This is a genomic window from Streptosporangium sp. DT93 (assembly GCF_049844535.1).
Taxonomy (GTDB): Bacteria; Actinomycetota; Actinomycetes; order Streptosporangiales; family Streptosporangiaceae; genus Streptosporangium.
Window position 1 is genome coordinate 58,409 of record NZ_JBNCLF010000012.1, and the last position, 25,307, is coordinate 83,715.

Annotated in this window: 20 protein-coding genes and 1 pseudogene; 13 read left to right on the plus strand and 8 right to left on the minus strand. The window is 73.7% G+C overall.

Annotation, left to right across the window (positions count from 1 at the left end; translation table 11 throughout):
* Nucleotides 1–97: 97 nt before the first annotated feature.
* Together ACLQ2R_RS24355 and ACLQ2R_RS24360 are read right to left on the minus strand one after the other, a co-directional pair.
* Complete coding sequence (locus tag ACLQ2R_RS24355; RefSeq protein WP_425962834.1) at nt 98–2,506, minus strand: VIT domain-containing protein; 2,409 nt, start codon at nt 2,504–2,506, stop codon at nt 98–100.
* Complete coding sequence (locus tag ACLQ2R_RS24360) at nt 2,503–3,384, minus strand: MerR family transcriptional regulator (protein WP_425962836.1); 882 nt, start codon at nt 3,382–3,384, stop codon at nt 2,503–2,505. The genes ACLQ2R_RS24355 and ACLQ2R_RS24360 overlap by 4 nt, the downstream gene beginning before the upstream one ends.
* A 112-nt stretch (nt 3,385–3,496) precedes the next feature.
* On the opposite strand from ACLQ2R_RS24360, the gene ACLQ2R_RS24365 reads away from it, so the two are divergent.
* Nucleotides 3,497–3,964, plus strand: coding sequence for a Dps family protein (locus ACLQ2R_RS24365; protein ID WP_425962838.1), 468 nt, complete (start codon nt 3,497–3,499; stop codon nt 3,962–3,964).
* A 738-nt stretch (nt 3,965–4,702) separates the two neighbouring features.
* Nucleotides 4,703–5,476 carry a GntR family transcriptional regulator gene (locus tag ACLQ2R_RS24370; RefSeq protein ID WP_425962839.1) on the plus strand — a complete coding sequence of 258 codons (774 nt, stop codon included), beginning with the start codon at nt 4,703–4,705 and terminating at the stop codon, nt 5,474–5,476.
* A gap of 230 nt (nt 5,477–5,706) precedes the next feature.
* Here ACLQ2R_RS24370 and ACLQ2R_RS24375 read toward each other — a convergent pair whose 3' ends face one another.
* The gene (locus ACLQ2R_RS24375; protein WP_425962840.1) at nt 5,707–6,096 is read right to left on the minus strand and encodes a YybH family protein; all 390 of its coding nucleotides are present in this window, start codon (nt 6,094–6,096) and stop codon (nt 5,707–5,709) included.
* A gap of 65 nt (nt 6,097–6,161) precedes the next feature.
* Here ACLQ2R_RS24375 and ACLQ2R_RS24380 point away from each other — a divergent pair, with 65 nt between their 5' ends.
* A complete protein-coding gene (locus ACLQ2R_RS24380; protein ID WP_425962842.1) occupies nt 6,162–6,695 on the plus strand; it encodes a winged helix-turn-helix transcriptional regulator in 534 nt (177 codons plus the stop codon).
* A 91-nt stretch (nt 6,696–6,786) separates the two neighbouring features.
* Here ACLQ2R_RS24380 and ACLQ2R_RS24385 read toward each other — a convergent pair whose 3' ends face one another.
* Nucleotides 6,787–10,032 (minus strand): P-loop NTPase fold protein, encoded by a 3,246-nt coding sequence (locus ACLQ2R_RS24385; RefSeq protein ID WP_425962843.1) that lies wholly within the window; start codon nt 10,030–10,032, stop codon nt 6,787–6,789.
* 196 nt (nt 10,033–10,228) lie between these two features.
* On the opposite strand from ACLQ2R_RS24385, the gene ACLQ2R_RS24390 reads away from it, so the two are divergent.
* Nucleotides 10,229–11,431, plus strand: a complete 1,203-nt coding sequence (locus ACLQ2R_RS24390; protein ID WP_425962844.1) for an alkaline phosphatase PhoX — start codon at nt 10,229–10,231, stop codon at nt 11,429–11,431.
* Between the two features lie 115 nt (nt 11,432–11,546).
* On the opposite strand, the gene ACLQ2R_RS24395 is transcribed toward ACLQ2R_RS24390, so the two are convergent.
* The 4 genes from ACLQ2R_RS24395 to ACLQ2R_RS24410 all read right to left on the minus strand — a co-directional run bounded on the left by ACLQ2R_RS24395 (nt 11,547) and on the right by ACLQ2R_RS24410 (nt 15,632).
* Nucleotides 11,547–12,092, minus strand: coding sequence for a helix-turn-helix domain-containing protein (locus tag ACLQ2R_RS24395; RefSeq protein WP_425962845.1), 546 nt, complete (start codon nt 12,090–12,092; stop codon nt 11,547–11,549).
* Nucleotides 12,093–12,305: 213 nt separating this feature from the next.
* Nucleotides 12,306–13,136 (minus strand): helix-turn-helix domain-containing protein, encoded by an 831-nt coding sequence (locus ACLQ2R_RS24400; RefSeq protein ID WP_425962846.1) that lies wholly within the window; start codon nt 13,134–13,136, stop codon nt 12,306–12,308.
* Between the two features lie 314 nt (nt 13,137–13,450).
* On the minus strand, nt 13,451–14,533 hold the full coding sequence (locus ACLQ2R_RS24405) for an LLM class flavin-dependent oxidoreductase (protein ID WP_425962847.1): 1,083 nt from the start codon (nt 14,531–14,533) through the stop codon (nt 13,451–13,453).
* Nucleotides 14,534–14,729: 196 nt separating this feature from the next.
* Nucleotides 14,730–15,632, minus strand: a complete 903-nt coding sequence (locus tag ACLQ2R_RS24410) for a bifunctional helix-turn-helix transcriptional regulator/GNAT family N-acetyltransferase (protein ID WP_425962848.1) — start codon at nt 15,630–15,632, stop codon at nt 14,730–14,732.
* Nucleotides 15,633–15,789: 157 nt separating this feature from the next.
* Between ACLQ2R_RS24410 and ACLQ2R_RS24415 the strand changes: the two genes are divergently transcribed.
* From ACLQ2R_RS24415 to ACLQ2R_RS24455, 9 genes and pseudogenes are all read left to right on the plus strand, one after another.
* Nucleotides 15,790–16,743 (plus strand): lactonase family protein, encoded by a 954-nt coding sequence (locus ACLQ2R_RS24415; RefSeq protein ID WP_425962850.1) that lies wholly within the window; start codon nt 15,790–15,792, stop codon nt 16,741–16,743.
* 340 nt (nt 16,744–17,083) lie between these two features.
* Nucleotides 17,084–18,109, plus strand: a complete 1,026-nt coding sequence (locus ACLQ2R_RS24420; protein WP_425962851.1) for a 6-phosphofructokinase — start codon at nt 17,084–17,086, stop codon at nt 18,107–18,109.
* Nucleotides 18,110–18,226: 117 nt separating this feature from the next.
* Nucleotides 18,227–19,333, plus strand: a complete 1,107-nt coding sequence (gene macS, locus ACLQ2R_RS24425) for a MacS family sensor histidine kinase (RefSeq protein ID WP_425962852.1) — start codon at nt 18,227–18,229, stop codon at nt 19,331–19,333.
* A 161-nt stretch (nt 19,334–19,494) separates the two neighbouring features.
* On the plus strand, nt 19,495–20,124 hold the full coding sequence (locus ACLQ2R_RS24430; RefSeq protein WP_386233171.1) for a response regulator: 630 nt from the start codon (nt 19,495–19,497) through the stop codon (nt 20,122–20,124).
* A gap of 263 nt (nt 20,125–20,387) precedes the next feature.
* Nucleotides 20,388–21,590, plus strand: coding sequence for a tRNA uracil 4-sulfurtransferase ThiI (gene thiI / locus ACLQ2R_RS24435; protein WP_425962853.1), 1,203 nt, complete (start codon nt 20,388–20,390; stop codon nt 21,588–21,590).
* A gap of 138 nt (nt 21,591–21,728) precedes the next feature.
* Nucleotides 21,729–22,346, plus strand: coding sequence for a molybdopterin-dependent oxidoreductase (locus ACLQ2R_RS24440; RefSeq protein WP_425962854.1), 618 nt, complete (start codon nt 21,729–21,731; stop codon nt 22,344–22,346).
* 48 nt (nt 22,347–22,394) lie between these two features.
* Nucleotides 22,395–23,606, plus strand: coding sequence for a sensor histidine kinase (locus ACLQ2R_RS24445; protein WP_425962855.1), 1,212 nt, complete (start codon nt 22,395–22,397; stop codon nt 23,604–23,606).
* A 50-nt stretch (nt 23,607–23,656) separates the two neighbouring features.
* Nucleotides 23,657–24,385, plus strand: a pseudogene (locus ACLQ2R_RS24450) (LytR/AlgR family response regulator transcription factor); the annotation flags it as partial.
* A 534-nt stretch (nt 24,386–24,919) separates the two neighbouring features.
* Nucleotides 24,920–25,246 (plus strand): DMT family transporter, encoded by a 327-nt coding sequence (locus ACLQ2R_RS24455; protein WP_425962856.1) that lies wholly within the window; start codon nt 24,920–24,922, stop codon nt 25,244–25,246.
* Nucleotides 25,247–25,307: the final 61 nt, after the last annotated feature.

The window sequence follows — 25,307 nt, forward strand, 5'->3', positions numbered from 1 at the left end:
CCCCCCCCCCCCCCCCCCCCCCCCCCCGGGCCCCCCCCCCCCGGGGGGGCCCCCCCCCCCCCCCCCGCGCCCCCCCCCCCCCCCCGGGGGAGGAGGGTCAGCGCTTCCAGAACGGCCGGCGCCTGGCCGGTCCGGCCAGTGCCTCCAAACCCTCCACCGCCCGGCGCCAGAGGGTGTCCAGGTCCCCGCCCGCCCGCAGGTCCTCGGCCAGGGCGGTCAGCTCCGGGTGGCCGCCGAGGTAGACGGCCAGGGCCGCGAGCCGGCTGCCCAGGTCCTCCAGGACGCGCAGCCGCTCGGCCTCCGGCAGGGACTCCGCGGCGCGCAGCAGCTTCAGCTCCTGCGCGAGCTGCTCGCGCGGCGGCTCCTGGACCGCGCCCCCGCGCGGGGCGGCCGGCTTCGGGGCGGAGCGGGGCAGTATCCGGGCGCGGTCGTCGAAACCACCCGCGGCCGCCTCCTGCGACAGGCCGGCGACGGGCATGCTCGCCCCGAACGCCGGCGGGGCGCCGGGAGCGGCCATTCCGGGCGGGCCCATCGGAGGCGGCGGGGCGGGGGCCGGGGCCGCGCCCGCGCCCGCGTAGGACGCCGAGGTCATCGACATCGGCGCCATCGGCGCCGCCGCGACCGGGCTCGCCCAGCCGCGCGGCAGCTCCACCGGCTGGATCACCCGGTGCCCGGGACCGCCCTCGGCGACCACCTGGCTGTCGACCGCGACGAAGGCGGTGAACCGGCAGAGCACCCCGTACCGGAGCGAGGTCTCGACGATCTCGGTCTCCAGCGATCGGTCACCGGCCGCGTACCGGTCCTCCAGCGAGCGCAGCCGCGCCCGCGCCCAGATCGACCGCATCGCCGGGTTGTCCACCGTCGTCGCGCCGACCCGGCGCTCCCACGGCCGGCCCGCGGCGTCCAGGCCCCTCACGGTGAGCGCTCCGCCCGCCGCGCCGTGGTAGCGGCCGAACACGGTGAGCGGGACACCCGGGTAGATCGAGCCGATGTGGCTGACGCTCTCGGCGACCAGGTCGAGCCCGTCGGCCTCCAGGGAGAGGTCGGTGACCAGGGGGGAGCCGATCCGCCGGTGGATGTGCTCCATCGCCTCGTCCAGCCGGTCCTCGGACTCGACCAGCTCGCACCGGCCGCCCCCCAGCCCGGCCAGCCTGCCCAGGAAACCGGCGTTGACCGCCTGGTCGATGCCGACCGTGTGCACCCGTACCCCGGTGAGCCGCGCGCCGATCCGCTCCAGGATCTGGTCCTCGTTGCCGACCTGCCCGTCGGTGACGAGCACCAGCACCCGGTCCCCGGCCGAGTCGCCGAGCAGCGTGACGGCCCGCTCCAGCGGGGTCAGCATCTCGGTGCCGCCGCGCGCCTCCAGCCGGGCCAGGTGTTCCACGGCCCGGTAGCGGTTGCGGTCGGAGGCCGCCGACAGGCCCTTGCCGAGCCCGTCGGGGTACTCCACCTCGGTGTCGAAGGACAGCACCGCGAACCGGTCGCGCGAGGTGAGCGTGTCGACGATACGGGCGGCGGCGCGCCGGGCGGCCACCATCTTCCAGCCGGTCATGCTGCCCGAGCGGTCGAGGACCAGCACCACGTCCCTGCTCCTGGGGGCCTCGGCGCCGTCCGCCCCGGCTCCGGGGACGACGGTCAGCGTGAACGTGCCCTCCCGCCCGCCGCCCTTCCGCCCGCCGCTCGACGCGGCGTCAGGGGTGGCGTCGGGGGCCAGTGCCAGGGAGGTGGAGGTGTCGAAGGCCAGCCTCAGGATGAAGTCGCGGTCCAGCCGCTCGCCCGGCTGGAGGCGGACCGTGCTCCCCTCCTCCCGGACCACGTGCAGGCTGGAGCGCAGCTCGCGCAGCTCCAGGCCCGCCGGGTCGACGGAGACCGCCAGCGAGAGCCGCACCGGGTTGGGGAAGCCGGGCAGCAGCACCGGCGGGGTGATCCGGGAGGCGTCGGGGACCGCGTCGGTGTCCGGCGCCCATCCCTCCCCGGCCGACTCGCCGTCCAGCGGCGTGCCGGGAACGTAGCGGGGGGCCACGACCAGCGGGAACCGGAAGGTCGCCGCGCCGTCCTCGTACGGGAGCGGCTGGTCCAGCGTCAGGTGCACGGTGACCCGCTCGCCCGGCACGATGTTGCCGACCCTCATGGTGAAGACGTCCGGCCGGTCCTCCTCGGCGATCGCGGCCCGCTTTCCCTGGGAGATCGCCTGGTCGTAGTCGGCCCTGGCCTGGCCGCGCTCCTTGAGCACACCCTCGATGACCCGGCCGTCGGCCTCCATCCGGAACGCGGTCACGGCGGCCCGGTCGGGCAGCGGGAAGACGTAGGTCGCCTCCAGGGCCACGTCGTGCGGGTTGCGGAAGCCCTGGACGACCTCGACCCCGGCCGTCAGGCCGGACACGGCGGCGGTCACGTCCACGCTCTCCAGCGGCAGGTTGCCGCGTTCGGTGCTCAGCGCCCCCAGGCCGGCGTCGGGGACGGGCGGGCACTCCTCCGGTCGCAGCGTGGTGATGGAAACGGTCATGGGTGCAGTCCTTCCGGAGGTGTGAGGCCGCGTTCGCGCAGGAGCGACAGGAGCTCCCGGGAGGCGGCGGCGATCTCGGCGAGTTCGTCGGGCGACGGGGCGTGACCGCCGTCGTGGCCGCCGTCGAGCAGCAGCGTCACGCCGTCCGCCAGCCGCACACCGTGTACGGCCACGTTCACGGCTACGGCCTTCGGGGCGGGCGGAGCGAAACCGCCGGGGCGGGCGGGTGGGCGGGCGGTGACGTCCGGTCCGCCCGGTTCATCCGGTCGATTCGAGCCGTTCGGTTCGGTGATCCGTCCGGCCTGTCCGGCCTGTCCGGCCCGACCGGAGGTGGCGGCGGGCGCGGGGGGAGCCGGTCGCATGACCGGGTCGGGAGCAGGGTGGGGAGCCGGGTGGGGGGCGGCCTGTGCCGGGGCGCCGGTCCAGAAGCGCGGGCGCGGCGCCGCGGGGGAGGGGGCCTCGGCCACGGGTTGCCGCCGTCCCGGTGCCGGTCCATGCCCTGATCCCGGTGCCTGTTCGGGCCTGTGCTCCGGCCTGTGCTCCGGCCTGTGGTCCGGCTGGTGGTCCGGTCGCTGCCCGGGAAGGCGGGCGATCGACTCCAGGGTCCGGTCGGTGGCACCGGCCAGCTCGGCCTGGATCTCGGCGATGGTCCGCCCCTCCGCCTGACGTCGCTTGACGGCGACGAGCTGGAGCAGGTGGCGCCTGCCGTACACGGCGACGCGTCCCCGGCGGGCCGAGGGCGGGTCGAGGAGGCCGATCGTGGAGTACCACCGGATCACGCGCTCGTTGGGCACGTCCCTGCCCCGCCCGCCCTGCCGGGCGGCGGGGGCCAGCGCCGCCGACGCCTGCTCGGCCAGTTCACCGATGGTCCATTCCATACGGCGATAGTGACACTGCAATCGTGACAGTGTCAACATAAGAAACCGAATAGATGGGTACGGACATTCCGTACGAAACCGGAGATTAAGGCGAAAACAGGGGGGACGCTCTATGTCCGCGATCACCAGCCCGCTCAATCCGGAAGACAAGAAGGTCATCGCCACCGCGCTCCAGGGTGCGCTCGTCGACCTGCTCGACCTGTCGCTGCTGACCAAGCAGGCCCACTGGAACGTGATCGGTCACAACTTCCGCTCCCTGCACCTGCAGCTCGACAAGATCGTCTCGGCTGCCAGGAAGCACGCGGACACCGTCGCCGAGCGAGCGGTGGCCATGGGGTGCAACCCCGACGGCCGGGGCTCCACGCTCGCGAAGAGCACCGAGGTGCCGCAGCTGGAGCCGGGCTACCTCAACGACGGCAAGGTCGTCGCCGCGATGACGGACATCCTCGGCTCCATCACCCGCAGGATGCGCGAACGCGTCATGGCCACCGAGAAGGCCGACCCGATGACCCAGGACGTGCTCATCGAGATCACCCAGGACCTGGAGAAGTACCACTGGATGATCGAGGCCCAGCGCTAGCCCGTCCTTCAGGGCGCCCCGCTCGTCACGAGCCGGGGCGCCTTCCATGTCACCGGCGACCCCGAGAGACCGGACGGTCTCGAAGGCTTCGAGAGGTCCCGGGACGACGGGAAGGCCGCCTGTCGTGCCTCCGGCTCTACGGGACGGGCCTTCTCGTGTCGTCGTTCCCGAGCCAGACGAGATCCGAGTGAAACCGCCGTGCGGCACTGTGTGCGCTCGTCCACCGGCCGAATCCGTGGCCGTCCACCCCGACGGTCGCCGCCGTCCCGCCCGGCAATGTCAGCCCGTAGGCCACCACCTTCGCGACGGGTCCTTCGCCGTCCTCGGCATCCCGGACCAGTGCGAACAGGTGGGGGGGCTTCCCGGCCGGGGGCCTGCCTCTTCGCGGGCACGTTCCAGGTTCGTTCCGGTTTCGAGGGCTTTGTCGTGCCCCGTACCGGGACAGGCGGACGATCGGCCGGGGTCGGGAGAATGTTCCACGGCTGGTTCTCTCTTTCTGACGCCTGTGGATGTCCGGGGACGCCCCGGCAGGTCGTTGTTGACCCGTTCGGTTCCATCGCGTGGAGGGGGGCGCGAGTTCGCGGGTCCGTTTCGTCCATGTCCAGGGGGTCGCCCGGGGTTTTCTCATCGTGAAGCGAACCGCGTGCCTGTTCTTCGGCTCGCGGCAGCTCTATAGTGTTCTAGAGCACCTTTGACGTCAACCGCTGATTCGGAACGCACGAGAACAGGGGTTTCACGATGGCCGACAACCCGCGGGCGATGGCTCCGTACAGGCGGATCGCCGCACAGATCAGGGCCGGGATCGACAGCGGGGCGATCCGGCCCGGTGACCGCATCCCGTCGGTGCGAGAGATCATGCGCGACGAGGGGGTGTCCACCGCCACGGCCACCCGGGTCGCGGCCGTGCTGAGGGCCGAGGGCTACGCGGAGTCTGTTCCGGGGATCGGAACCCTGGCCTGCCTGCCGAAGAAGATCACGGCAGGTTCCGACCGCCTGCGGATGCTGAGGGTGAACGGGAACGGCTACCGCGAGGGCGAGCGGGTCGAGATCCTGGACGCGTCGCTCGTTCCGGCATCCGAGGAGGTCGCGGACGCGCTGGAGGTCGAGGAGGGGGCGTCCGTCGTCCGGCGGCGTCGTGCCTACTACGACGACGGAGGGCTGGTGACGCTGTCCACGTCCTGGCTCTCGGGCGAGCTGGGCCGGGCGGTGCCGGAGCTGCTGATCGCGGAACCGCTCCCGAGAATGACCTTCGGGCTGATCGAGGACAGGACCGGCCGGCGTGCCGTCAGACGGCGCGACACCGTCGCGATCAGGCCGGTTCCCGGGGACGCCGGGGACCTCGGGGATTTCGGGGACATCGCCTCCGTGCTCGGCGTGGAGAGCGGCACACCGGCGCTCACCATGACCAACCTCTACTGGGACCAGCACGGCGACGTGACCGAGTACGCCGTGGACTTCCTCGGCCCCGGCCGAGAACTCTCGGCAGACCACGGCCTGGAACAGTCCTCGTAGGAGGTGTGCAGGGGTGTCCTCAGGCGGAAGGAGAGCGCCGAGATCCTCGCGTGAGCGTACGACTCCGCGCGGAGCATCCCGCTCCTCCTGGTGTATCGGCGCTCACGATCCAGGACGGCGGCCCGCCGCCCGCCGCCCCGGGCAGGTGTTCCTCGTCACCGTCGGAATCGTTCGCGGCCGGTGAGAACGGTCCCAGCAGTGACGAGGGGTGTGCGGCTGCCGGTCAGGACTCAGCCAGTCGCCTGTCGTACGCCGGAGATGTTGTCGATGGCGTACCGCCAGTGCCCGTCCCGGCCGCGCCGGGCGACGTCGGTGGCGGTGCCGTCGAGGTGCACGGGCGTGCCGTCGGGGCCGGTGCCGTCGATGACCCAGTCGACGATCAGCAGGGCGAGGTCGCCGGTGCTGTAGACCTGCCGGGGGCTCACCGTGATCGGGAGGCCGAGGGCCATGAAGGCGGCGTTGGCGTCGTACGCCTCCCGGCCGGTCAGGGGTGAGCCCGGTTCGGCGACGAACACCGCCCCGTCCTCGTAGATCTCCGCCAGCGCATCGGGGTCGCCGCTGTTGAAACGCTCGGCGAACACGGCCGGGACGTCCTCGGGGGTCTCTGCGAGCCGTCGCATCACGCACGTCCTTCCGGAAGGGAGGTAGGAATCGGGGGAACGCGGAAACGCTAGGAGGCGCCTTCGTGACTCACCAAACGGTCGGCCACCCGGTTCCGGCGCCGAAGCCGGCCTCGATCCCGACTCCGGCCCTGGTCCCGGCCCCGGTCCCGGCTTCGGTCTCGATCCCGGCTTCGGCGCCGGTCTCGATGCCCGTCCGGGGTGCGGCTCCGGTCCCGGCCCGGCCCGGGCTGCCCGACGATCCGCGCGCGGACGTCGCCGAGCCCACCCCGTCCTGCCCGGTGGAGATCACCCTCGCGGTCCTGCACGGCCGCTGGACGACGCTGGTCGTCCGGGAGTTCCTGCGGGGCGACCACACGTTCACCGAGCTGCGCCGGGCTCTTCCGGGGCTGTCGGACAAGGTGCTGTCCGACCGGCTGGCCCATCTGACCGGGGCCGGTGTGCTCGACCGTCACCGGATGCCGGGGTGGCCGCCCCGGGTGCGCTACACCCTCACCGAGCGGGGCCGCCGCCTCGGCCCTGTCCTGCAGGCGCTGTGGGACTGGGGCGAGCCGTCCCCGCCGCCCTCGCCGCCCTCGCCGCCCTCGCCGTCCGGATGACCCGGCCTGACGCCCGTTCGGACGAATCGACGCAAAGGCCCGATCCGGACGGCCCGGCCGGACGAGTCGGCAGCACGATCCACTCAGAAGGTCAGAGCAGGTAGCGGGCCAGGTCGGCGATGGGGTGGGGGCGGGAGAGCAGGTCTCGCAGGGAGTCCAGGCGGGGGGCACCGGAGGCTCCGGAGGTGCCGGGGTCGGAGGGGGTCAGGCCGGTCTCGCGCAGGGCACGGCGCCAGCTCTCGGCGTCGCCCGCCGCGCCCTCCAGCAGTCGCAGTACGCTCACCCCCTCCGACTCCCTGACCAGCAGCGACAGCAGGTGCGGCCACTGCACGGCCAGCGCCGCGAGCTTGGCGACCTCGCCGTCCGAGGCCGGGGCCGCCCCGGCGAGGGCGCGGCGGTAGGTCAGGAACGAGTAGAAGCGGAAGACGTTGACGTACCGCTTGATCTCGCGCGGGTTGAAGAACGTCAGCGCCGGCAGGACGAACTCGATGGCCCGGTAGGCGTTCTCGTCGCTGTAGAGGTCGTCGTAGACGCGGTCGGCGGCCTCGCGGGTCGCCGCGCACAGGCCGCCGACCGCGTCGGAACACTCGATGCCCAGCGCGTCCTGCGCCAGCCGGGCGGCCTCGTCGATGGTGACGGTGGTCGGGCGCAGCGCCCAGATGGCGTCCTGCAACCTGCTCACCTGTACGGGGTCCGGCGGGTCGGTCGCCCACGCGCCGGAGGAGGGCGGCACGTCCGCCGAGGTCCGTGGCCCGGGCTCGTTCGCCGGTGTGCGCGCTCCCCGCGTCTCCGCGGAGGTCCGCGCCCCCGGCACGTTCGCCCGCGTCCCCGGTGCCCACACCGGTGCCCGCAGCCCCGGCACGGCCGCTCCCCGCGGTGCGCCGGCGCCGGGCGAGCCCGGTCCGGCCACGCCGCGCGGGAAGGGCCGTGCGGGAGACAGGGGACCGCGTGAACGCGGTCCGGCCGGATCCGGTGGCGGGTCGAGCCGTTCCAGGGCGGCTGGGGGACCCGCCGGACGCGGTCCGGCCGGATTCGGTGTGACCTCGGGAACGCCCAGCAGGGCCCGTACGAAGGCGGGCAGCCGGTCGGCGTCGTCCAGCAGCGGCACGCTCAGCGGCAGCTGCACGATCTTCTCCAGGAACCGCCAGCCCAGGCCGGACCTGCCGGTGCCGGGCAGCGTCCCGGCCAGTTCGGGGTAGGCGGCCTCGATGTGCGCGACGACCACCTCCGGCTCCATGGCCAGCACGAACACGCAGTTGGGGAACTCCCCGGCGAGGAAGAGGTTGATCGCCTCGATGACCTGCGCCACCGTCCCCGGCGAGCAGCGGTCCAGGTCGTCGACGAAGACCGTCAGCGGGCGCTCGGAGGTGGCGACCAGGTCCAGGACCTGCCGCATGTCGGTCTGGACCAGGTGCAGGAAGCCGGTCCTGGACCGGTAGCCGGGGACGGTCACGGCCTCGCCGGTGGCCGAGTCGGCCAGGCCGCCGGAGCCGAGCAGGTCGGGCTGGGTCACCAGGCCGCGGAAGGCGTTGTCCGCGGCCTCGCCGAAGAACCTCGCCAGCCGCAGCGCGCCCACCCCCACCACGACGGCCGACCCGGTCGCGCCCACGGCGGCCGCGACGTTGCCCAGCAGGGTGCCGAAGGCGGGCAGCAGGGCGGTGGCGGCCAGCAGCGCGCCGGTGACGACGAGGGTCGCCACCAGCCCCAGGGCCACCGGCGCCAGGCGGGTCATCGCCAGCCGGTAGGCGCGCCTGCGGACCGCCTCCCGGTCGATCCTGGACAGGTTCAGCTCCAGCCAGAACCGCTCCCGCTCGGCGCGGGGCAGCCGCCGGGTGACCTGGCTGATGATCTCGTGGGCCAGCCCGGCCCAGACCTGCTCGCCGCTCTGGTACATCCACGGGTTGAACCAGACCGTGGGCCGCCAGTCCGCCGGCCGCAGCGGGAGCGGGTCCGGCTCGGCCTGCCCGGCGTTCTCCCGGCCCCGGCGGCCCGCCCTGGCCAGCACCTCGGCGTTGGTCGGCGCCCGCTCCGCGCGGGAGCCCGGCAGGTGGATCGGGACGGCGGCGTCCCCGGCCGCCCCCGGGTCGAGGAGGTCCTGGATCATCCGCATCAGGGAGGTCTTGCCGGTGCCCCACGGCCCCTTCAGGCCGATGGTCAGCGGGGGCCGGGTCTCGGGGTGGCGGACGAACGCGGCGATGGCCTCGGCGTAGACCCGGTGCCCGAGCTGGTCCTCGGTGGTCCACCGGTCGGCGGTGAGCCTGGCCCGGGGCCGTACGGTCCGCAGCCCGGCGCGGCGCCGGCGCAGCAGCGCCGAGGTCTGCGCTCGCTCGGCCGCCGACAGTCGCGCGTGGCCGAAGGCCCGCACGTCCGGGTGGGCGAACGTGGTCGTCTCGCCCAGCAGGCCCCACTGCCGCAGCTCGCCGGCGTCGCCGAGGATCTCGTCGATCGGCTCGTCCTCGTCGAGCAGGGCCGCCCTGCGCAGCAGCTCCCTGGCGGGCTCGCTCAGGTGCAGCTCGTAGACGCGCCGCACGATCTCCGTACCGGCGGTGGGCGGTACGGGCTCGCCGAGCCGGGCCAGGGCGACGGCGAAGGCGGCGTCCGGCTCGGCCGAGACGTCCCGCACCGGGGTCAGCGGGACGCCGGCGACGGCCCCGTAGGCGATCAGGATGGGGGTGCGGGCGGCCGAGACGGCCGCGTAGCGGGCGAGCGCGTAGGCGTGCAGGTCCCCGACGCTGACCGTGCCGTCCCCGTCGAGGTCGGCGGCCCGGGTGGCCAGGCCCTCGGCGATGACGTCGGTCAGCGTCCGCGCCGGGCCCGGCACCGCCTCGTCCAGCCGCAGCGTCAGGGTCAGCGCCGCCGCGGCGACCTTCGGCTCCCCGGCCACGGCGAGCTGCCGGACCGGGCCGGCGGACCCGCCCAGGGCGCTCCAGCCGAAGTCCACGATCAGCAGCACGGCGGCGGCGAGCGACGCGCCGACCTGCCGCCCGAACGAGCCGATCATCGCCCCGAGCTGCCCCGAGGTCCAGCCGCCGTCGGCGGGCAGCCGCACGACGAGCAGGTCGCCCTCGCGCGCCGAGCGCAGCAGCTCCCACACGCGCTCGCCGTCCGCGTCGGCCCCCTCGCTGTCGCCGGAGTCGACGGCGAACCCCTCGGCGCGCAGTGCGCTCACCAGCCGCAGGTCCGGCCGGGCCGGGGGCGGGACGGGCGTCCGGGTCGCGGGCGGGGAGGGGACGGTGAGGGGGGCCGGGGGGGAGTCGAGGAAGACCAGCGCGCGGCGGGTCTGCACCCGGGGCGCGGTCTCGGAAACCAGGTTCGCGAACGTGAGTCCCTCGGTCAACGGTCCTCCCCGGTCTGATGACGCTTGATCTCCACTGTGAACGCGAGAAACGGGGCGGATGGCGATCTTGGCGATAGGTCGACCTGTTTTGACGGATGTTTGCCCGATGGGTGACGCAAAGTTTGCGCCCGTGGTGTCGGCGTTCATGTGGGTCCGGTCGGCTTGCGGCGTACCGTGAGGACGACGAGGAGGGGCCATGCTTCGCCGGACGTTGATGCGCAGCGGGGGTCTGGTGACCGGCGCGGCCCTGGCCGGTTCGCTCTGGCAGGGCGCCGCGGGCGCCGCGGGCGCACTGACCGTGGGGGGCACGGCGCGGCCCGCGGGGCCGTACGGGCCGCTGCGCGCGCCGGACGCGGCCGGGCTCGCGCTGCCCGAGGGGTTCACCGCGAGGGTCGTCGCACGCAGCGGCAGGCGGATCGGCGGGACGCGCTGGCACCCGGCGCCGGACGGCGGCGCGTGCTTCCCGGACGGCGACGGCTGGATCTACGTGTCCAACTCCGAGGTCCCGCTGGTCGGCGGGGCGTCGGCCGTCAGGTTCGGGCCCGGGGGAGCCGTCGTCGGCGCCTACCGCGTCCTGTCGGGCACCGACCTCAACTGCGCCGGTGGCGCCACCCCCTGGAACTCCTGGTTGTCGTGCGAGGAGACCCGCCGGGGGCGGGTCTTCGAGTGCGACCCCTACGGCGCGCGGGCCGCGATGCCGCGCCTGGCCATGGGCCGGTTCCGGCACGAGGCCGCGGCCTGCGACCCGGAGCGGGGCGTGGTCTACCTGACCGAGGACGAGCCGGACGGCTGCTTCTACCGGTTCCGGCCGCTGCACTGGGGCGACCTGACCTCCGGCCGGCTGGAGGTGCTCTGCGCCGGGCGCGGCACCGGCCGGGGAGCTCAAGGGGCTCGGTGGGACGCGGGGCGGCGGGGTGGCCGGCGGGTGCTCTGGCGTCCGGTGCCCGACCCGGGGGCGGAACCGGTGGCCACCCGCCACCAGGTCGAGGGGGCGCGGCGCTTCTCCGGGGGAGAGGGGTGCCACTACGCCGAGGGGGTGTGCTTCTTCACCACCAAGGGCGACGACCGCGTGTGGGCCTACGACGCCGAGGAGGAGACCCTGCGCGTCGTCTACGACGCCGGCGCCCCGCTGAGCGGTGTCGACAACATCACCGGCACCCCCTCGGGCGACCTGTACGTCGCCGAGGACGGCGGCGACATGGAGATCAACGTGATCACCCCCGACCGGGTCGTGGCCCCGGTCGTACGGATCGAGGGACACCCGAGATCGGAGATCACCGGCCCCGCCTTCTCCCCGGCCGGCGACCGCCTGTACTTCTCCTCCCAGCGCGGACCCCGGGGTGACGCCGACGGCACCGGCGGCGTCACCTACGAGGTATCCGGTCCCTTCCGCCGCTGACCCGTGCGCCCGTCCCGGGCGGGCGGCGTCTCACCTGCGAGGTATCCGGTCCCTTCCGCCGCTGACCCGTGCGCCCGTCCCGGGCCGGCGGCGTCTCGTCGCCGGACCTACGCCGTCAGGCCTCCGACGGCGGACAGGGGGCGTACCGGTGCCGGTACTCCCGGGGGCTGAGCCCGTAGGCGGCGCGGAAGGCGCGGGTGAAGTGCGCGGCGGCGCCGAAGCCCCACCGGGCCGCGATGGCGTGGATCGGCCGGTCGCGGTTGCCGGGGTCGGCCAGGTCGTCCCTGCACCGCTCCAGCCGCCGGCGGTGGATGAGCTGCGACACGGTGACGCTCTCGTCCTGGAAGAGCCGGTACAGGGAGCGGTCGGAGATGTTGTGCGCTCTGGCGATCATGGCCGGGGAGAGCCGCGGGTCGTCCAGGTGCCGTTCGACGAAGACGTGGATCCTCGCCAGCAGCTGGTGCGGGTGAGCGGCCGGGGCCGCGTGGGCTTCCGGCGGGGAGGCGTGGACGGCGGGGCGTGCGGGATCGTTCGCCCCGCTTCGCGTGTCCGCCGGCGCTCCGGTCCCCCGGACCGGCCGCCTCCCGCGGGGTAGGTGGGAGAACCAGGACCAGAACCGCTCCGTCGCGAGCCGATCCTCCGTGCGTACCACTGTGTTCACTGACCTCTGCCTCCCGTCAGGAGGTCGCCGGTGACACCGGGCGACCGTTCCTGTGCTGGTCATCTGTTCTTCTGTGAGCGAGAACCGCCCGGGAAGGGGCGCGAAGCCTGCCGGCGCGTTCTCGGTCGTACGCTAGCCAGCCCGGCGCGGGCAGGACGCGCCGGCGGCGTCCCACATTCGTCCCGCATCCGTCCCGCACGCCCTGACCTGCGGTCACAGCCTGCCCGCTTCGGTGACGCACGGGCCCGGGGCGCGCTGGATCCAGTCCCCCTGGGTGACCCAGCCGTGGATCGTCTGCATCATCTCGTTCCGCACGGCGGGCGGCTCGGCGGCGTAGAAGACCTCCTCCGGCAGGTACGTCTTGGGGATGTGCCGGCGGTTGGCGCCCGGCCGGTCGGCGATCCGCACCGGCGCCGGGTCCCCGTCGGTCACCACGTAGCGCCACGGGCAGTACCGCCTCGTCTGCCGCTCCTCACCGGAGCCGCTCCACAGGTAGCCCCCTCCGGCCAGCCCGGCGACGCCGAGCAGCGTCACCAGGATCGGTACGACCCGCCGTCGACGGGGGTTCGCCCTGCGCCGTCCCGCCGCGCCGTCGGGGCCACCCGGTTCCACCGGCTTCCCCGCGCCCTCGGGGGCCTCGGGGGCCTCGGGGGTTTTCCCGCCTTCCGGGTGTCCCGGCTCCCGAGCGCTCCCCGGGTCCTCCCGGCCCCTGGGCTCCACGGTCTCCTGCTCGGCGGCCTCCGGAGGTCCTCCCGACGCCTTCGGATCGGCCGCCTCCTCCCGCGCCGAGGGGTAGTAGCGCTGCAGCCGCGCCCGCCGGGCGGCCTCCCACGGCTCACGCAGCTCGTCCGCGTCGCGACCGGCGGCCCGGCACAGTGCCTCGACCACCGACCAGGGAGGGCAGGCGGCCCCCGAGAAGTAGCGCGACAGCGAGGAGTCGCTCGCCGCGGTGACCCGTTCGAGCTCCTTCAGGCTCTTTCCGGTGAGGGCGCGAAGTTCCCGCAGGTGATGGGCGAGGGCGGCTCTGGCCGGTGCAACAGTCATGGTGCCTTCCGTACGGATCAGCGTGCGCGTTCGTCGACTGCCGCTCATTCTTCCCGGCGAAGGCCGCGGCCGAGAGCCCGGCCGAGCGGGTGGGATCGCCCTCAGGCGCCCCCCGTTCTCCGCCGCCCTGGTTCCGCCGGCGCCGGGGAACGGCAAAGGCGACCGCGACTTCACCTCGTCGCGATCGCCTTTGCCGTCGATGCCCCGCGTGATGTGCGAAACGGCTCAGCGGGAGCGCCCGCCGGGCCTGGTCCTCATGCCGCGCCCTGCGTACGTACCGGAAGGAAGTGTCCGTACGGCCGGGAGGAGTCCCGTCACGCGACGAGGGAGGGAACCGCGAGCCGGGGGCGGACGAAGTCGCCCACCCGCCAGGCCTCCTCCAGGTGCGGCCAGCCGGACAGGACGAACTCCGACAGGCCCAGCCCGGCGTACTCGCGGACGCGCCCGGCGACCTCGTCGTAGCTGCCGACCAGGGCGGTGCCCGCCCCCTCGCGGACCAGGCCGACCCCGGCCCACAGGTTGGGGGAGATCTCCAGCGCGTCGGCCGACCCCCCGTGCAGGCCGGCCATGCGCCGCTGTCCCACGGAGTCCATCCGGGCGAACCGGGCCTGGGCGGCGGCGATGCGGCCGGGGTCCATGCCGTCGAGCAGGCGCCGGGCGTGCGCCCACGCCTCCTCGGAGGTGTCGCGGGCGATGACGTGGAGCCGGATGCCGAACCGCAGCTCCCTGCCGGCCTCGGCGGCCAGCGCGCGCATCCGGGCGACCCGCTCGGCGATCATCGCCGGGGGCTCGCCCCACATCAGGTAGACGTCCGCGCCGGCGGCGGCCACCCGTTCTGCGGCGGGGGAGGCCCCGCCGAAGTAGATGTCGGGGGTGTCGAGGAGCGGAGCGGTCAGCCCGCCGCCGGAGACCCGGTAGTGGACGCCCCGGTGGTCGAACGGCTCGCCCGCCCAGGTGCGCCTGAGCACCTCGATGAACTCCCCGGTCCGCTCGTAGCGGGTGTCGTGGTCGAGGAAGTCGCCGTAGGCGCGCTGTTCCTCCGGGTCGCCGCCGGTGACCACGTTGAGCAGCAGGCGTCCCCCGCTGATCTCCTGGAAGGTCTGCGCCTGCTGGGCGAGGAGCGTGGGCAGGGTGAAGCCGGGCCTGAAGGCCACCAGCAGCCTCAGCCGCTCGGTCCGCGCCGCGACGGCGCCGCACACCACCAGCGGGTCGGGGCAGCCCGCCCCGACGGGGGTCAGCGCCGCCTCGAAGCCGGCCGCCTCCGCGGCGCGGGCCACCTGGGACAGGTAGTCGAGCGTCGCGGGCCTGGCCGCGTCGCCCCCCGCCGCGACGGCGGTCGTGGCGGGCCTGACGTGGTGGCCGTCGCCGGTGGTCGGCAGGAACCAGTGCAAGCGCATCTTCGGCCTCATACGGAGCTCGTACGGAACGGGGTGGCCCCCCGACGATAAACGCATAATACCTATCTGCAAATAGGGTATTTAGCCGGGGTGGCCCGCACGCGAGGTGCCCGGCGGTCCCCGTGGCCGGGGCGGTCCTCCCGTCCTTTTCCGCGGTGCCCGTCACATCGCCGGCGGTTCCCGTCGCGGGGACGGCTCACAGGTCGCGGGCCCAGACCTCCTCGACGACGTCCCCGTCGGGCCGCTCCTCGACCAGCTCGAAGCCCGTGGCCCGGTAGATGCGCCTCGCCCCCAGCAGCACGTCCCTGGTCCACAGCACCATCCGCCGGTACCCGGCGGCCCTGGCGAAGCGCACGCACTCCTCCACCAGCCTGGTGCCGATCCCCATGCCGCGCGCGGACGGCTCGACGAGCAGCATCCGCAGCTGCGCGGTCTCGTCGTCCTTGTGCACGCAGAACACGCACCCGGCCCGCTCGCCGTCCACCTCGGCGATCCAGCCCGCGTCGCGCAGGGGGTCGTGGCCGTCCACGTAGCCGGCCACGATCCGGGCCACCATCGCCTCGAAGTCCATGCCCCAGCCCTGCTCCTGGCCGTAGAGGACGCCGTGCCGGTACACCACCCAGCCGAGGTCGCCGGTGCGCGGCGGGCGCAGGACGTACGACCGGCCGGTGCGCGGCGCCCGGCCGAGGATCCCCTCGATCGCCGCCATGCTCCCGACCAGCCGCTCGCGGTCCTCCTCGCCCACCTCGGCCAGCAGCGCGCGGATCTCCTCGGCCGCGCGCTCGTCGAAGTCGGCGAAGCTCGCCTTCCCCCTCCCGGTCAGCTCGACCACCTGCCGCCGCGCGTCCGCGGCCGACCTGCCGCGCACGACCAGGCCCTCCCGCTCGAAGCCGCCGAGGATCCTGCTGAGGTACCCGGCGTCGATCCCGAGCAGCCGCCGCAGCTCGCCCGCCTCCGTCCGGCCCCGGTGGTCGAGCTCGAACAGCACCCTCATCTGGGTGAGCGAGTACGGGGTGCCCAGGACCCGCTGCTCCAGTACGCCGATGAGCCGGGTGTAGAAGCGGTTGAAGGCGCGGATCTCCGCCACGTGTCCATCCATGCTTGACATCGTCAACCAATTCCTTGACGAAGTCAAAGAATTGGGACCGTCTTCCGGGGCAGGTGCCCGACATGTCGCCGGTCCGCTGCGCTACCTTCGCACCTGGCCGAGAACGGATGACGATCCGGGGCGCGGGCGCCGCGCCCCTGGCGGGAGCATGATGGCTGAGGTCGCGTACATCGGCGGGTACACCCCGGACACGGGCGGCTCGGGGCCGGGGATCACCCTGGTCGAGCTGGACGGCCTGGTCCGGCTGGGGGAGACGGTGGCCTCCGGCCCCTCCTTCCTGGCCGTCCACCCCACGCTCCCGATCCTGTACGCGGTCGGGGAGGCCGATCGCGGCACGGTCGCGACCTTCGGCCGGGGCGAGGGCGGCGCGCTCAGCCCGCTCGCGCAGCGCTCCAGCGAGGGATCTGCCCCCTGCCACCTGGCGGTGGACCCCACCGGCACCCGGCTCGCGGTGGCCAACTACGGGGACGGCACGGTGAGCGTGCACGGCCTCGGCACCGACGGCCTGCCGGAACAGGTGTGGATCTTCCCCTACCGGGAGGGGTCCCACGCCCACCAGGCCGTCTTCGGCCCCGACGGCGTGCTGTACGTGAGCGACCTGGGCGCCTGCGAGGTCCGCCGCTACCTGGTCGGGGAGACGGTGGTGCCGCACCCGGACGGCCCGGTGCGGCTCGCCGAGGGCATGGGCCCCCGGCACATGGCCCGCGCGGGCGACCACTGGTACGTGACCGGGGAGCTGGACGGCACCGTCCGCGTCTACGACGACGGCTGGCGCGAGCTCCGGGCCGTCCCGGCCACCGGGACGGGACGGCACAACGAGCCCTCGCACCTGGAGGTCTCCGGCTCCGGCGAGCTCGTCTACGTCGCCAACCGGGGGCCCGACACGATCTCCGTCCTCGCGGGTCCCGCGCTGAACCCGGTCGCGGAGGTGGCCTGCGGCGGCGTCTGGCCCCGCCACTTCGCCGTGGCCGGCGACCGGATGTACGTGGCCAACCAGCGGTCGGGCGGCGTCGCCGTGCTGCCGCTCGACGACGGCGTCCCCGGGAGCGCGGCGGAGGTCTTCGCGGTGGGCAGCCCCTCCTGCGTGCTGCCGCTGCCCTGAGGCGGGGGCGGGGCCCGGGCCGGGATCCGGCCTCGGGCCGGGACCCGGTTCCGGGCCGGGGGTCAGGTTCCGGCCGGGGGCCGGCCTCGGGCGTACGCTCGGAGAAGGGCCCGTCCCGTCCCGGGCGCGAGGGGGTCTTCACGGGATCTTCGCAGGGTCTTCGCCCGTCGGACGCGCGAGCGGGTCCGCGAGGACTAGTACCATTTGGTCTAGACCACTGGTGCTTCTGGCGGCAGAATGCGATGCGGCGGCGACGCAGGGCCTGTCGCCGGCCGCACCATGCCGCCTGATCAGGCCACCTTTGTCTTGATCTGTCCCGCACCCCATCTCGGAGGATGTCATGCGTATCGGAGTGCTCACCGGAGGCGGCGACTGCCCCGGCCTGAACGCCGTTATCCGCGCCGTCGTGCGCAAGGGCGTCACCGTCCACGGGCACGAGTTCGTCGGTTTCCGCGACGGCTGGCGCGGGCCGCTCGAGGGCGACACCATGCCGCTGGACGTCCAGTCGGTACGCGGCATCCTGCCGCGCGGCGGAACGATCCTGGGCTCGTCGCGGACCAACCCCATCAAGATCGAGGGTGGCGTCGAGAAGATCAAGGAGAACCTCGCGGCGGGCGGGGTCGACGCGCTGATCGCGATCGGCGGCGAGGACACCCTCGGGGTGGCCAAGCAGCTCTTCGACAGGGGCGTCAAGGTCGTCGGCGTGCCCAAGACGATCGACAACGACCTCAACGCGACCGACTACACCTTCGGCTTCGACACGGCCGTCAACATCGCCGTGGAGGCGATCGACCGCCTGCACACCACCGCCGAGTCCCACCACCGCGCGCTGATCTGCGAGGTCATGGGCCGCCACGCGGGCTGGATCGCCCTGCACGCGGGCATGGCAGGCGGCGCCAACGTCATCCTGATCCCCGAGAAGCCCTTCGACATCGACCGGGTCTGCGCCTACGTCGAGTCCCGCTTCAAGACGCGCTACGCGCCGATCATCGTGGTGGCCGAGGGCGCCCACCCGCTGGAGGGCCAGATGGCGCTGCAGGCGGGCGAGCTCGACGCCTTCGGCCACGTCCGGCTGGGCGGCATCGGCGAGACCCTCGCCGGGGAGATCGAGAAGCGCACCGGCAAGGAGGCCCGCACCACCGTGCTCGGCCACATCCAGCGCGGCGGCACGCCCACGGCCTTCGACCGGGTGCTGGCCACCCGGTTCGGGCTGCAGGCCATGGACGCGGTGCAGGACGGGGACTTCGGCACGATGGTCGCCCTGCAGGGCACCGACATCGTCCGGGTCGGTCTCGACGAGGCCACCAAGGAGCTCAAGACCGTCCCGGCCAGCCGCTACGAGGAGGCCGAGGTCTTCTTCGGCTGAGCCACACCCGGCCGGGACCGTCCGGCACCGCCCGCCGCGTCCCCGCGTCCCCGGGTTCCCGCCGACGTCGACGATGTCGCCGATGTCGGTCGTTCAGGCAAAAGATAAGGTCGGCGGGTGGCGGGAATCGAGGGGCCGTTCTGGCGGGCGGTCGCGGTGTTCCGGGTCGCCTCCCTGGCGTACGCGGTGGTCCTGTTCGCCCGCGCCGGAGGCTACGCCCACCCGGCCACCGGCGGGGTGGTGATCGGCGTCATGGCGCTGTGGACCATGGCGACGATCTTCGCCTACTCCGTCGAGGAGTTCCGCGGACGGCCGCTGCTCGCCGCCGACATGCTCGTGACCGTGGGCTGCCTGCTCGCCTCCCCGGCCGTACAGGGCGTCCACCGGCCCGGTGACCTCCCGGTCACCGGCACCTGGATCGGCGGCGCGGTGCTCGCCTGGGCCGTGTACGGCGGACGGCGGGCGGGCGCCACGGCCGCGCTGATCGTCTCGGCGGCCGACCTGTGGCTGCGCGCCGGCCCCGGCGGGCTCGAGACGCTGCCGATCAACGGCATCGTCCTGCTCTTCCTGGCCGGCGCGGTCGTCGGGCACGTCGCCCGGCTGGCGAGGACGGCCGAGGAACGCATGCAGCGGGCGATCGAGATGGAGGCCGCGGGCCGCGAGCGCGAGCGGCTCGCCCGCGGCATCCACGACTCGGTGCTCCAGGTGCTCGCGCTGGTCCAGCGGCGCGGCCAGGAGATCGGCGGCGAGGCGGCCGAGCTGGGCAGGCTCGCGGGTGAGCAGGAGGCCGCCCTGCGGGAGCTGGTCAGGCTCCGGCCCGAGCCGCCCGCCGCGGGCACCGCCGACCTGGCAGCGCTGCTGCACCGGTACGGCTCGGCCACGGTCACCGTCTCGGCCCCGGCGACCCCGCTGACCCTGCCCGCGGCCGTCGCGGCGGAGGTGTCGGCCGCGGTCGGGGCCGCCCTGGACAACGTCGCCGGGCACTGCGGCCCGGGGGCGCCCGCGTGGGTCTTCGCCGAGGCCGACGACGGCCTGGTCACCGTGACCGTCAGGGACGAGGGGCCGGGCATCGCGCCCGGACGCCTGGAGGAGGCCGCCGCCGACGGCAGGCTCGGCGTCTCGCAGTCCATCCGGGGACGTATCGCCGACCTCGGCGGCACGGTCGCCGTGATCTCCGCGCCGGGGCGGGGGACCGAGATCGAGATGTCGGTCCCGGCCGGCTGACGGACGGCCCGCTCCCCGTCGCCGTCCCCGATCTCGTGCCCGTCCCCGATGCCGGGCGTGGTCCGCGTTCCGGCGCCCGGTGCGATCCCGGCGGCCCGGTACGGGAAGGACCGTGAGGAGACCCGTGCCGCCGGGCGTTCTAGGGTGGGCGGATGCGCGTGATGGTGGTGGACGACCACCCGATGTGGAGGGACGGGGTGGCCAGGGACCTGGCCGAGGCCGGGTACGAGGTCGTGGCCACGGTGGGGGAGGGGCGCCAGGCCCTCCGGGTGGCCGCGGCCGTCAGGCCCGAGCTGGTCGTGCTGGACCTGCGCCTGCCCGACCTGTCCGGGGTCGAGGTGGCCAGAGGACTGGCCGGGACCCGGCCGCCGCCCCGGGTGCTGGTGCTCTCGGCCAGCGGCGAGCAGGAGGACGTCCTGGAGGCCGTCAAGGCCGGTGCCTCCGGGTACCTGCTGAAATCGGCGAGCAAGGAGGAGTTCCTCGACGCGGTCCGGCGTACCGCCGAGGGCGACGCAGTGTTCACCCCCGGCCTGGCCGGGCTCGTGCTGGGGGAGTACCGCAGGCTGGCCGCACGGCCCGCCCCCGAGGCGACGCCGCGCCTGACCGAGCGCGAGACCGAGGTGCTCCGCCTGGTCGCCAAGGGGTTGTCGTACCGGCAGATCGCCGAGCGGCTGGTGCTCTCCCACCGGACCGTGCAGAACCACGTCCAGAACACGCTGAACAAGCTCCAGCTTCACAACCGGGTGGAACTCGTGCGATACGCGATCGAGCAGGGACTCGACGAGTCATAGGGCGACTAAGGTGACACAGTCGAGACGTTGCCTTTACGCGGACACGCGAGAGACTTGACGAAGCCCACCCGTGGTCCGCCGTTAAACTTCCAAAACTCCCTGAAAATCCTCAAACATCTGGAAGCCTCGACGGCGAGCCCCACGGAAGGCCGGGGCCGGGAAGGCCCGGGGTCGCGCCCCCGCGCGTGCCCGCGAGTCCTCTCCGGTCCCCTGTACGCCCCCGACACCCCCGTTCCCCTCGAAGCTCCACCGGAGGTCGCACCATGACCATGTCCGCCTTGGGCGAGCCCTGCGTTCTGCTCAAACTGGGCGAGGTCGTCCTCAAGGGCAACAATCGCGAGCTCTTCGAGCGCAGGTTGCAGGCCAACATCAAGGCCGCCCTGAAGGACGTCGGCGTCAAGGTCGACCTGCGGCAGCGTCACGGCGTGATCGCGCTCTTCCTGCCGGAGGGCAGCGACGCCGGGATCGCCGACGCGGTCGCCGAGCGGGTCTCCTACGTCCCCGGCCTGGTCTGGGTGCACCGCGCCTGGAAGGTGGCCAAGGACCCCTCCGCGATCACCAAGGCCGCGATCGAGCTGCTGGCCGACCGCGAGGACGTCAGGCGCGGCGTCTCCTTCGCCGTCCGCTCCCGCCGCCGCGACAAGCGCTTCCCCCTCAACTCGATGGAGCTCGACCGCTCGGTCGGCGGGGAGCTCAACGACATCTACGGCCTGCCCGTCGACCTCAGGAAGCCCGAGCTGGTGGTCTCCATCGAGGTCGACCGGGACGAGGCGTTCGTCTTCACCGACGGCCAGCCGGGCCAGGGCGGGCTGCCGGTCGGCACCAGCGGCCGGGGCCTGGTCCTGATGTCCGGCGGCATCGACTCGCCGGTGGCCGCCTACCGGATGATGCGGCGCGGCCTGCGGGTGGACTTCCTGCACTTCTCCGGCATCCCCTTCAGCACCTCCGAGTCCATCTACAAGGCGTACGCGCTGGTCAAGGCGCTCGACAGGTTCCAGGGCGGCTCCCGGCTGTGGGTCGTGCCCTTCGGCAAGGCCCAGCAGTCCATCAAGGTCTCCGGCCAGGAGCGCCTGGCGATCATCACCCAGCGCCGCCTGATGCTCAAGGCCGGGGAGGAGGTCGCCCGCCGGCTGCGCGCCGGAGCCCTGGTCACCGGCGACTCCCTGGGCCAGGTCTCCTCCCAGACCCTGCAGAACATCACCGCCCAGGACGACGCGGTCGACATGCCGATCCTGCGTCCCCTCATCGGCCTGGACAAGACCGAGATCATGGCCGAGGCGCGCCGTATCGGCACCCTGGCGATCTCCGAGCTGCCGGACGAGGACTGCTGCTCGCTGCTGGCCCCGCGCCGGACCGAGACCGCCGCGAAGGTCGCCGACCTGAGGAGGATCGAACGGCGCCTCGACGTCGAGGAGCTCGCCGTCCGGCTGGCCGGGTCCCTGCAGGAGTACCGGCTCGACGCCTGAGACGCCCCGCACCCCCGGCACCGGCCCGGACGTGCTCTTCGGCCGGGTCCGGGGGCGCTATACGACGCCCGCCGGGCCGGGGGAAAACCCGCGATGGCAGGATTACCCCGTGCCACCGGGGAAACGGCGAGGGGAGTGATGGTGGAGCAGCCCGAACCGCCCGAGGAGCCTCGCCTGCCTCCGGGCCAGTACGTCCCCCGGGGGCGACCGGTGATCCACTACGGCCGGGTGCCCACCTTCCGCCCGGCGACCTGGCGGTTGCACGTCATGGGGGCGACGGCCTCGGGCGAGCAGCACGGCTTCAGCTGGCCCGAGTTCTCCGAGCTGCCGCGCACCACGGTCCTGGCCGACTTCCACTGCGTCACCAAGTTCTCGATCATGGGCAACGAGTGGAGCGGGGTGTCCACGGCGACGCTCATGGAGCTCGCCCCGCCCGCGTCCGGCGTGCAGCACGTCATGATCTGGGGCGAGTACGGCTACAGCGCCAACGTGCGCCTGGGCGACTTCGCCCGGGCCCAGACCATGTTCGCGATGGAACTCGACGAGAAGCCCATCTCCCCGGAGCGCGGGTTCCCGGTGCGGATGATCGTCCCGCACCTGTACGCGTGGAAGAGCGTCAAGTGGGTGCGCGCCGTGGAGTACCTGCTGGAGGACAAACGCGGCTTCTGGGAGGAGCGCGGCTACCACAACATCGCCGACCCCTGGCGCGAGCAGCGGTACTCGTACCAGGAGGAAGCGGGCGAAGGCCCGCCGTGATCGGCGTTCGCCCCTGATCGGACGGGCGGGTTGACTACGGTTTCCCGCATGTCGACCACCGGCTGGGTGCTTCTCTGCGCCTTGAGCGTCCTCATCGGATTCGTCCTCCCACGCCGGCGGCGGCCCTCCTCCGGCGACGCGGGCGGGCCGACCGAGGAGGCCACCTTCGTCACCCTGCACATCGCGGCCATGGCGGCGCCCTCGCTGCGCTCGGGCCTGACCCGCGACTCCGCCCGCAAGGCCGTCGGTCACCTGCGTGCCCTGCTGGGCACCGGCGCCGTCGCGGTCACCGGCCCCGAGGGCCTGCTCGCCTGGGACGGGGCACCGGCCTGCAGGCGCGACCACGCCCGCGAGCACGCCGGTCCCGTCCTGGCCTCGGCGCGCCCGCGCCTGGTCTCCGGGGACGCCTCCGGCTGCGACACACCGGGCTGCGCCGCCGCCGGGGACGGGATCGTGGTGCCGCTCACCGTCGACGGGCGGGCGGTCGGGGCGCTGGCCGCGTACGACAGTGTGGTCGGCACCGGGCTGGTCAGGACCGTCACCGAGGTCGCCCGCTGGGCCTCGGGCCAGCTGGAGCTGGCCGAGCTGGACTCCTCGCGGCGGCGCGCCATGGAGGCGGAGATGCGCTCGCTGCGCGCCCAGATGTCCCCGCACTTCGTGTACAACGCGCTGACCACCATCGCCTCGTTCGTCCGCACCGATCCCGAGCGGGCCAGGGAACTGCTGGTGGAGTTCGCCGACTTCAACCGGTACGCGCTGCGCCGGGCCCGCGATCTGGCCACCCTGGCCGAGGAACTGCACTGCGTCGACCGCTACCTGATACTGGAACGTGCCAGGTTCGGCGACCGCCTGCGCTTCGCCGTCCGGGTGGCACCCGAGGTGCTCTCGCTGCCGGTGCCGTTCCTGTGCCTGCAGCCGCTGGTGGAGAACGCGGTCAAGCACGGCGTGGCCGCCACCGGGCGTTCCTGCGAGGTGCGGGTGACGGTCCACGACGCCGGGGCCGAGGCGCACGTGAGCGTGGAGGACGACGGCCCCGGCATGTCCGCCGAGCAGGTCGCGCTTCTCCTCGACGGCGGCTCCGTGGCGCCCGGGGCCGAGGAGGGGGCCGGGCTCGCCGGTGTCGACCTGCGGCTCCGTCAGCTCTACGGGGAGGACTACGGCCTGACGGTGGAGAGCGCGCCGGACGCCGGCACCCGGGTGCGCCTCCGTGTGCCCAAGCCCCCTCCGGTGGTAGCTATTTGTAGTCAAACTATTACCTGAAGTTGCCATGAGGGTTGCGGTGGGTGTGCTCGAAGGGACAGCGTAGGGTCATGTTGCGAGTCCTGGCCGTTGACGACGAGGTCCCCGCTCTTGAGGAGATCGCCTATCTCCTGCGCCAGGACCCCCGTATCGAGCACGTCTCCACGGCCGTGGGCGGGGTCAACGCGCTCCAGGACATGGTCCAGATGATCGGCACGGGTGAGCGGCTGGACGGGGTCTTCCTCGACATCCGCATGCCCGGCCTCGACGGCCTGGATCTGGCCCGGCTGATCGCGGGTTTTCCCAACCCGCCCAAACTGGTCTTCGTCACCGCCCACGAGGACCGCGCGGTGCAGGCGTTCGAGCTGGAGGCGGTGGACTACCTCCTCAAGCCGGTCAGGGCCGACCGGCTGGCCGAGGCCGTACGGCGCCTGGAGTACGCGGCCCCCGCCGCCGCCGTCGAGCCGGTGCCCGAGGACGTCATCCCGGTCGAACTGGCCGGGCGGACGAGGTTCGTCCCCCAGCAGGCGGTCTGGTACGCCGAGGCCCAGGGCGACTACGTCCGGCTCCACACCGACGAGGGCAGCTACCTGGTGCGCATGCCGCTGGCCGCCCTGGAGCGGCGCTGGGCCGGCTCGGGGTTCATCCGGGTGCACCGCAGCACCCTGGTCGCGGTACGGCACGTGAGCGAGCTGCGCTTCGACGGGGGCAGGGTGATGCTCCGGGTGGGCACCGAGACGCTCCCGGTCAGCCGCCGCCACACCCGTCAGGTCCGCGAACGGCTCGTCCGCCAGTTCCGCGACCGCCCGGACGTGCCGGGCGTGACCGGTGTGGCCACCGTCATCGGGGCGTCGGAGATGTCCGCCGACGAAGGCATGGGCGATGCGCCTCGGATGACGGGGGGAACAGGTGTACCCGGCACGGCCGACGGGCCCCGTACGGTCGAGGGGCCGAGAGGGGCCGACGGGCCGCGCACGGGCGACGGACCGCGCACGGTCGACGGGCCGCGCACGGTCGACGGGCCGAGGGCGATCGGCAGGCCGGGCATGCTCGACGGGCCGAGGACGGCCGGTGGGCCGGCCATGAGCGGCGGGCCGAGGACGGCCGGTGGGCCGGGTGCGGCCGACGGGCCGAGGGGAGCCGGTGCGTCGAAGGTGTCCGGAGCGCCCGGCGCGGTTCAGGGCAGGGCGGTTCCCTCCGCGGCCCTGCGGTGACCCGCCGAGACCTCCGGAACCGGTCCTGAACCTTTCCGGGCTGGTCCTGGTCATCGCCGGGGTGCTGTACGTCGAGCTCGGCGCTCAGCACGCACCCCGCCCCGGGAAAGGACAGAGCGCATGATCTGGCTGCTCCTGATCGTCGCGATCGTCACCGAGGTCGCCGCCACCCTGGCACTGCGCATGGCCTCCCAGCCCGGCGCACGCAAAGCCTGGATGGCCGCCGTGGCCGCCGGCCACCTGATCGCCTTCACCTTCCTCGCCCTCGCCCTCAGCGGCGGCATGGCGCTGGGCGTCGCCTGCGGAATCTGGGCCGCCTGCGGCGTCGCCCTCACCGCCCTGGCCTCTCGCGTCCTGTTCGGCGAACCTCTCACCAGGATCATGGTGGGCGGGATCGGGCTCATCATGACCGGCGTCCTGCTCATCGAACTCGGCGCCGCCCACTGACACGCAACCGATCAGGGGCCGGCTCGCCCGGCCCGTGTCCTGTGGGGCCCGTCGGTGCCTG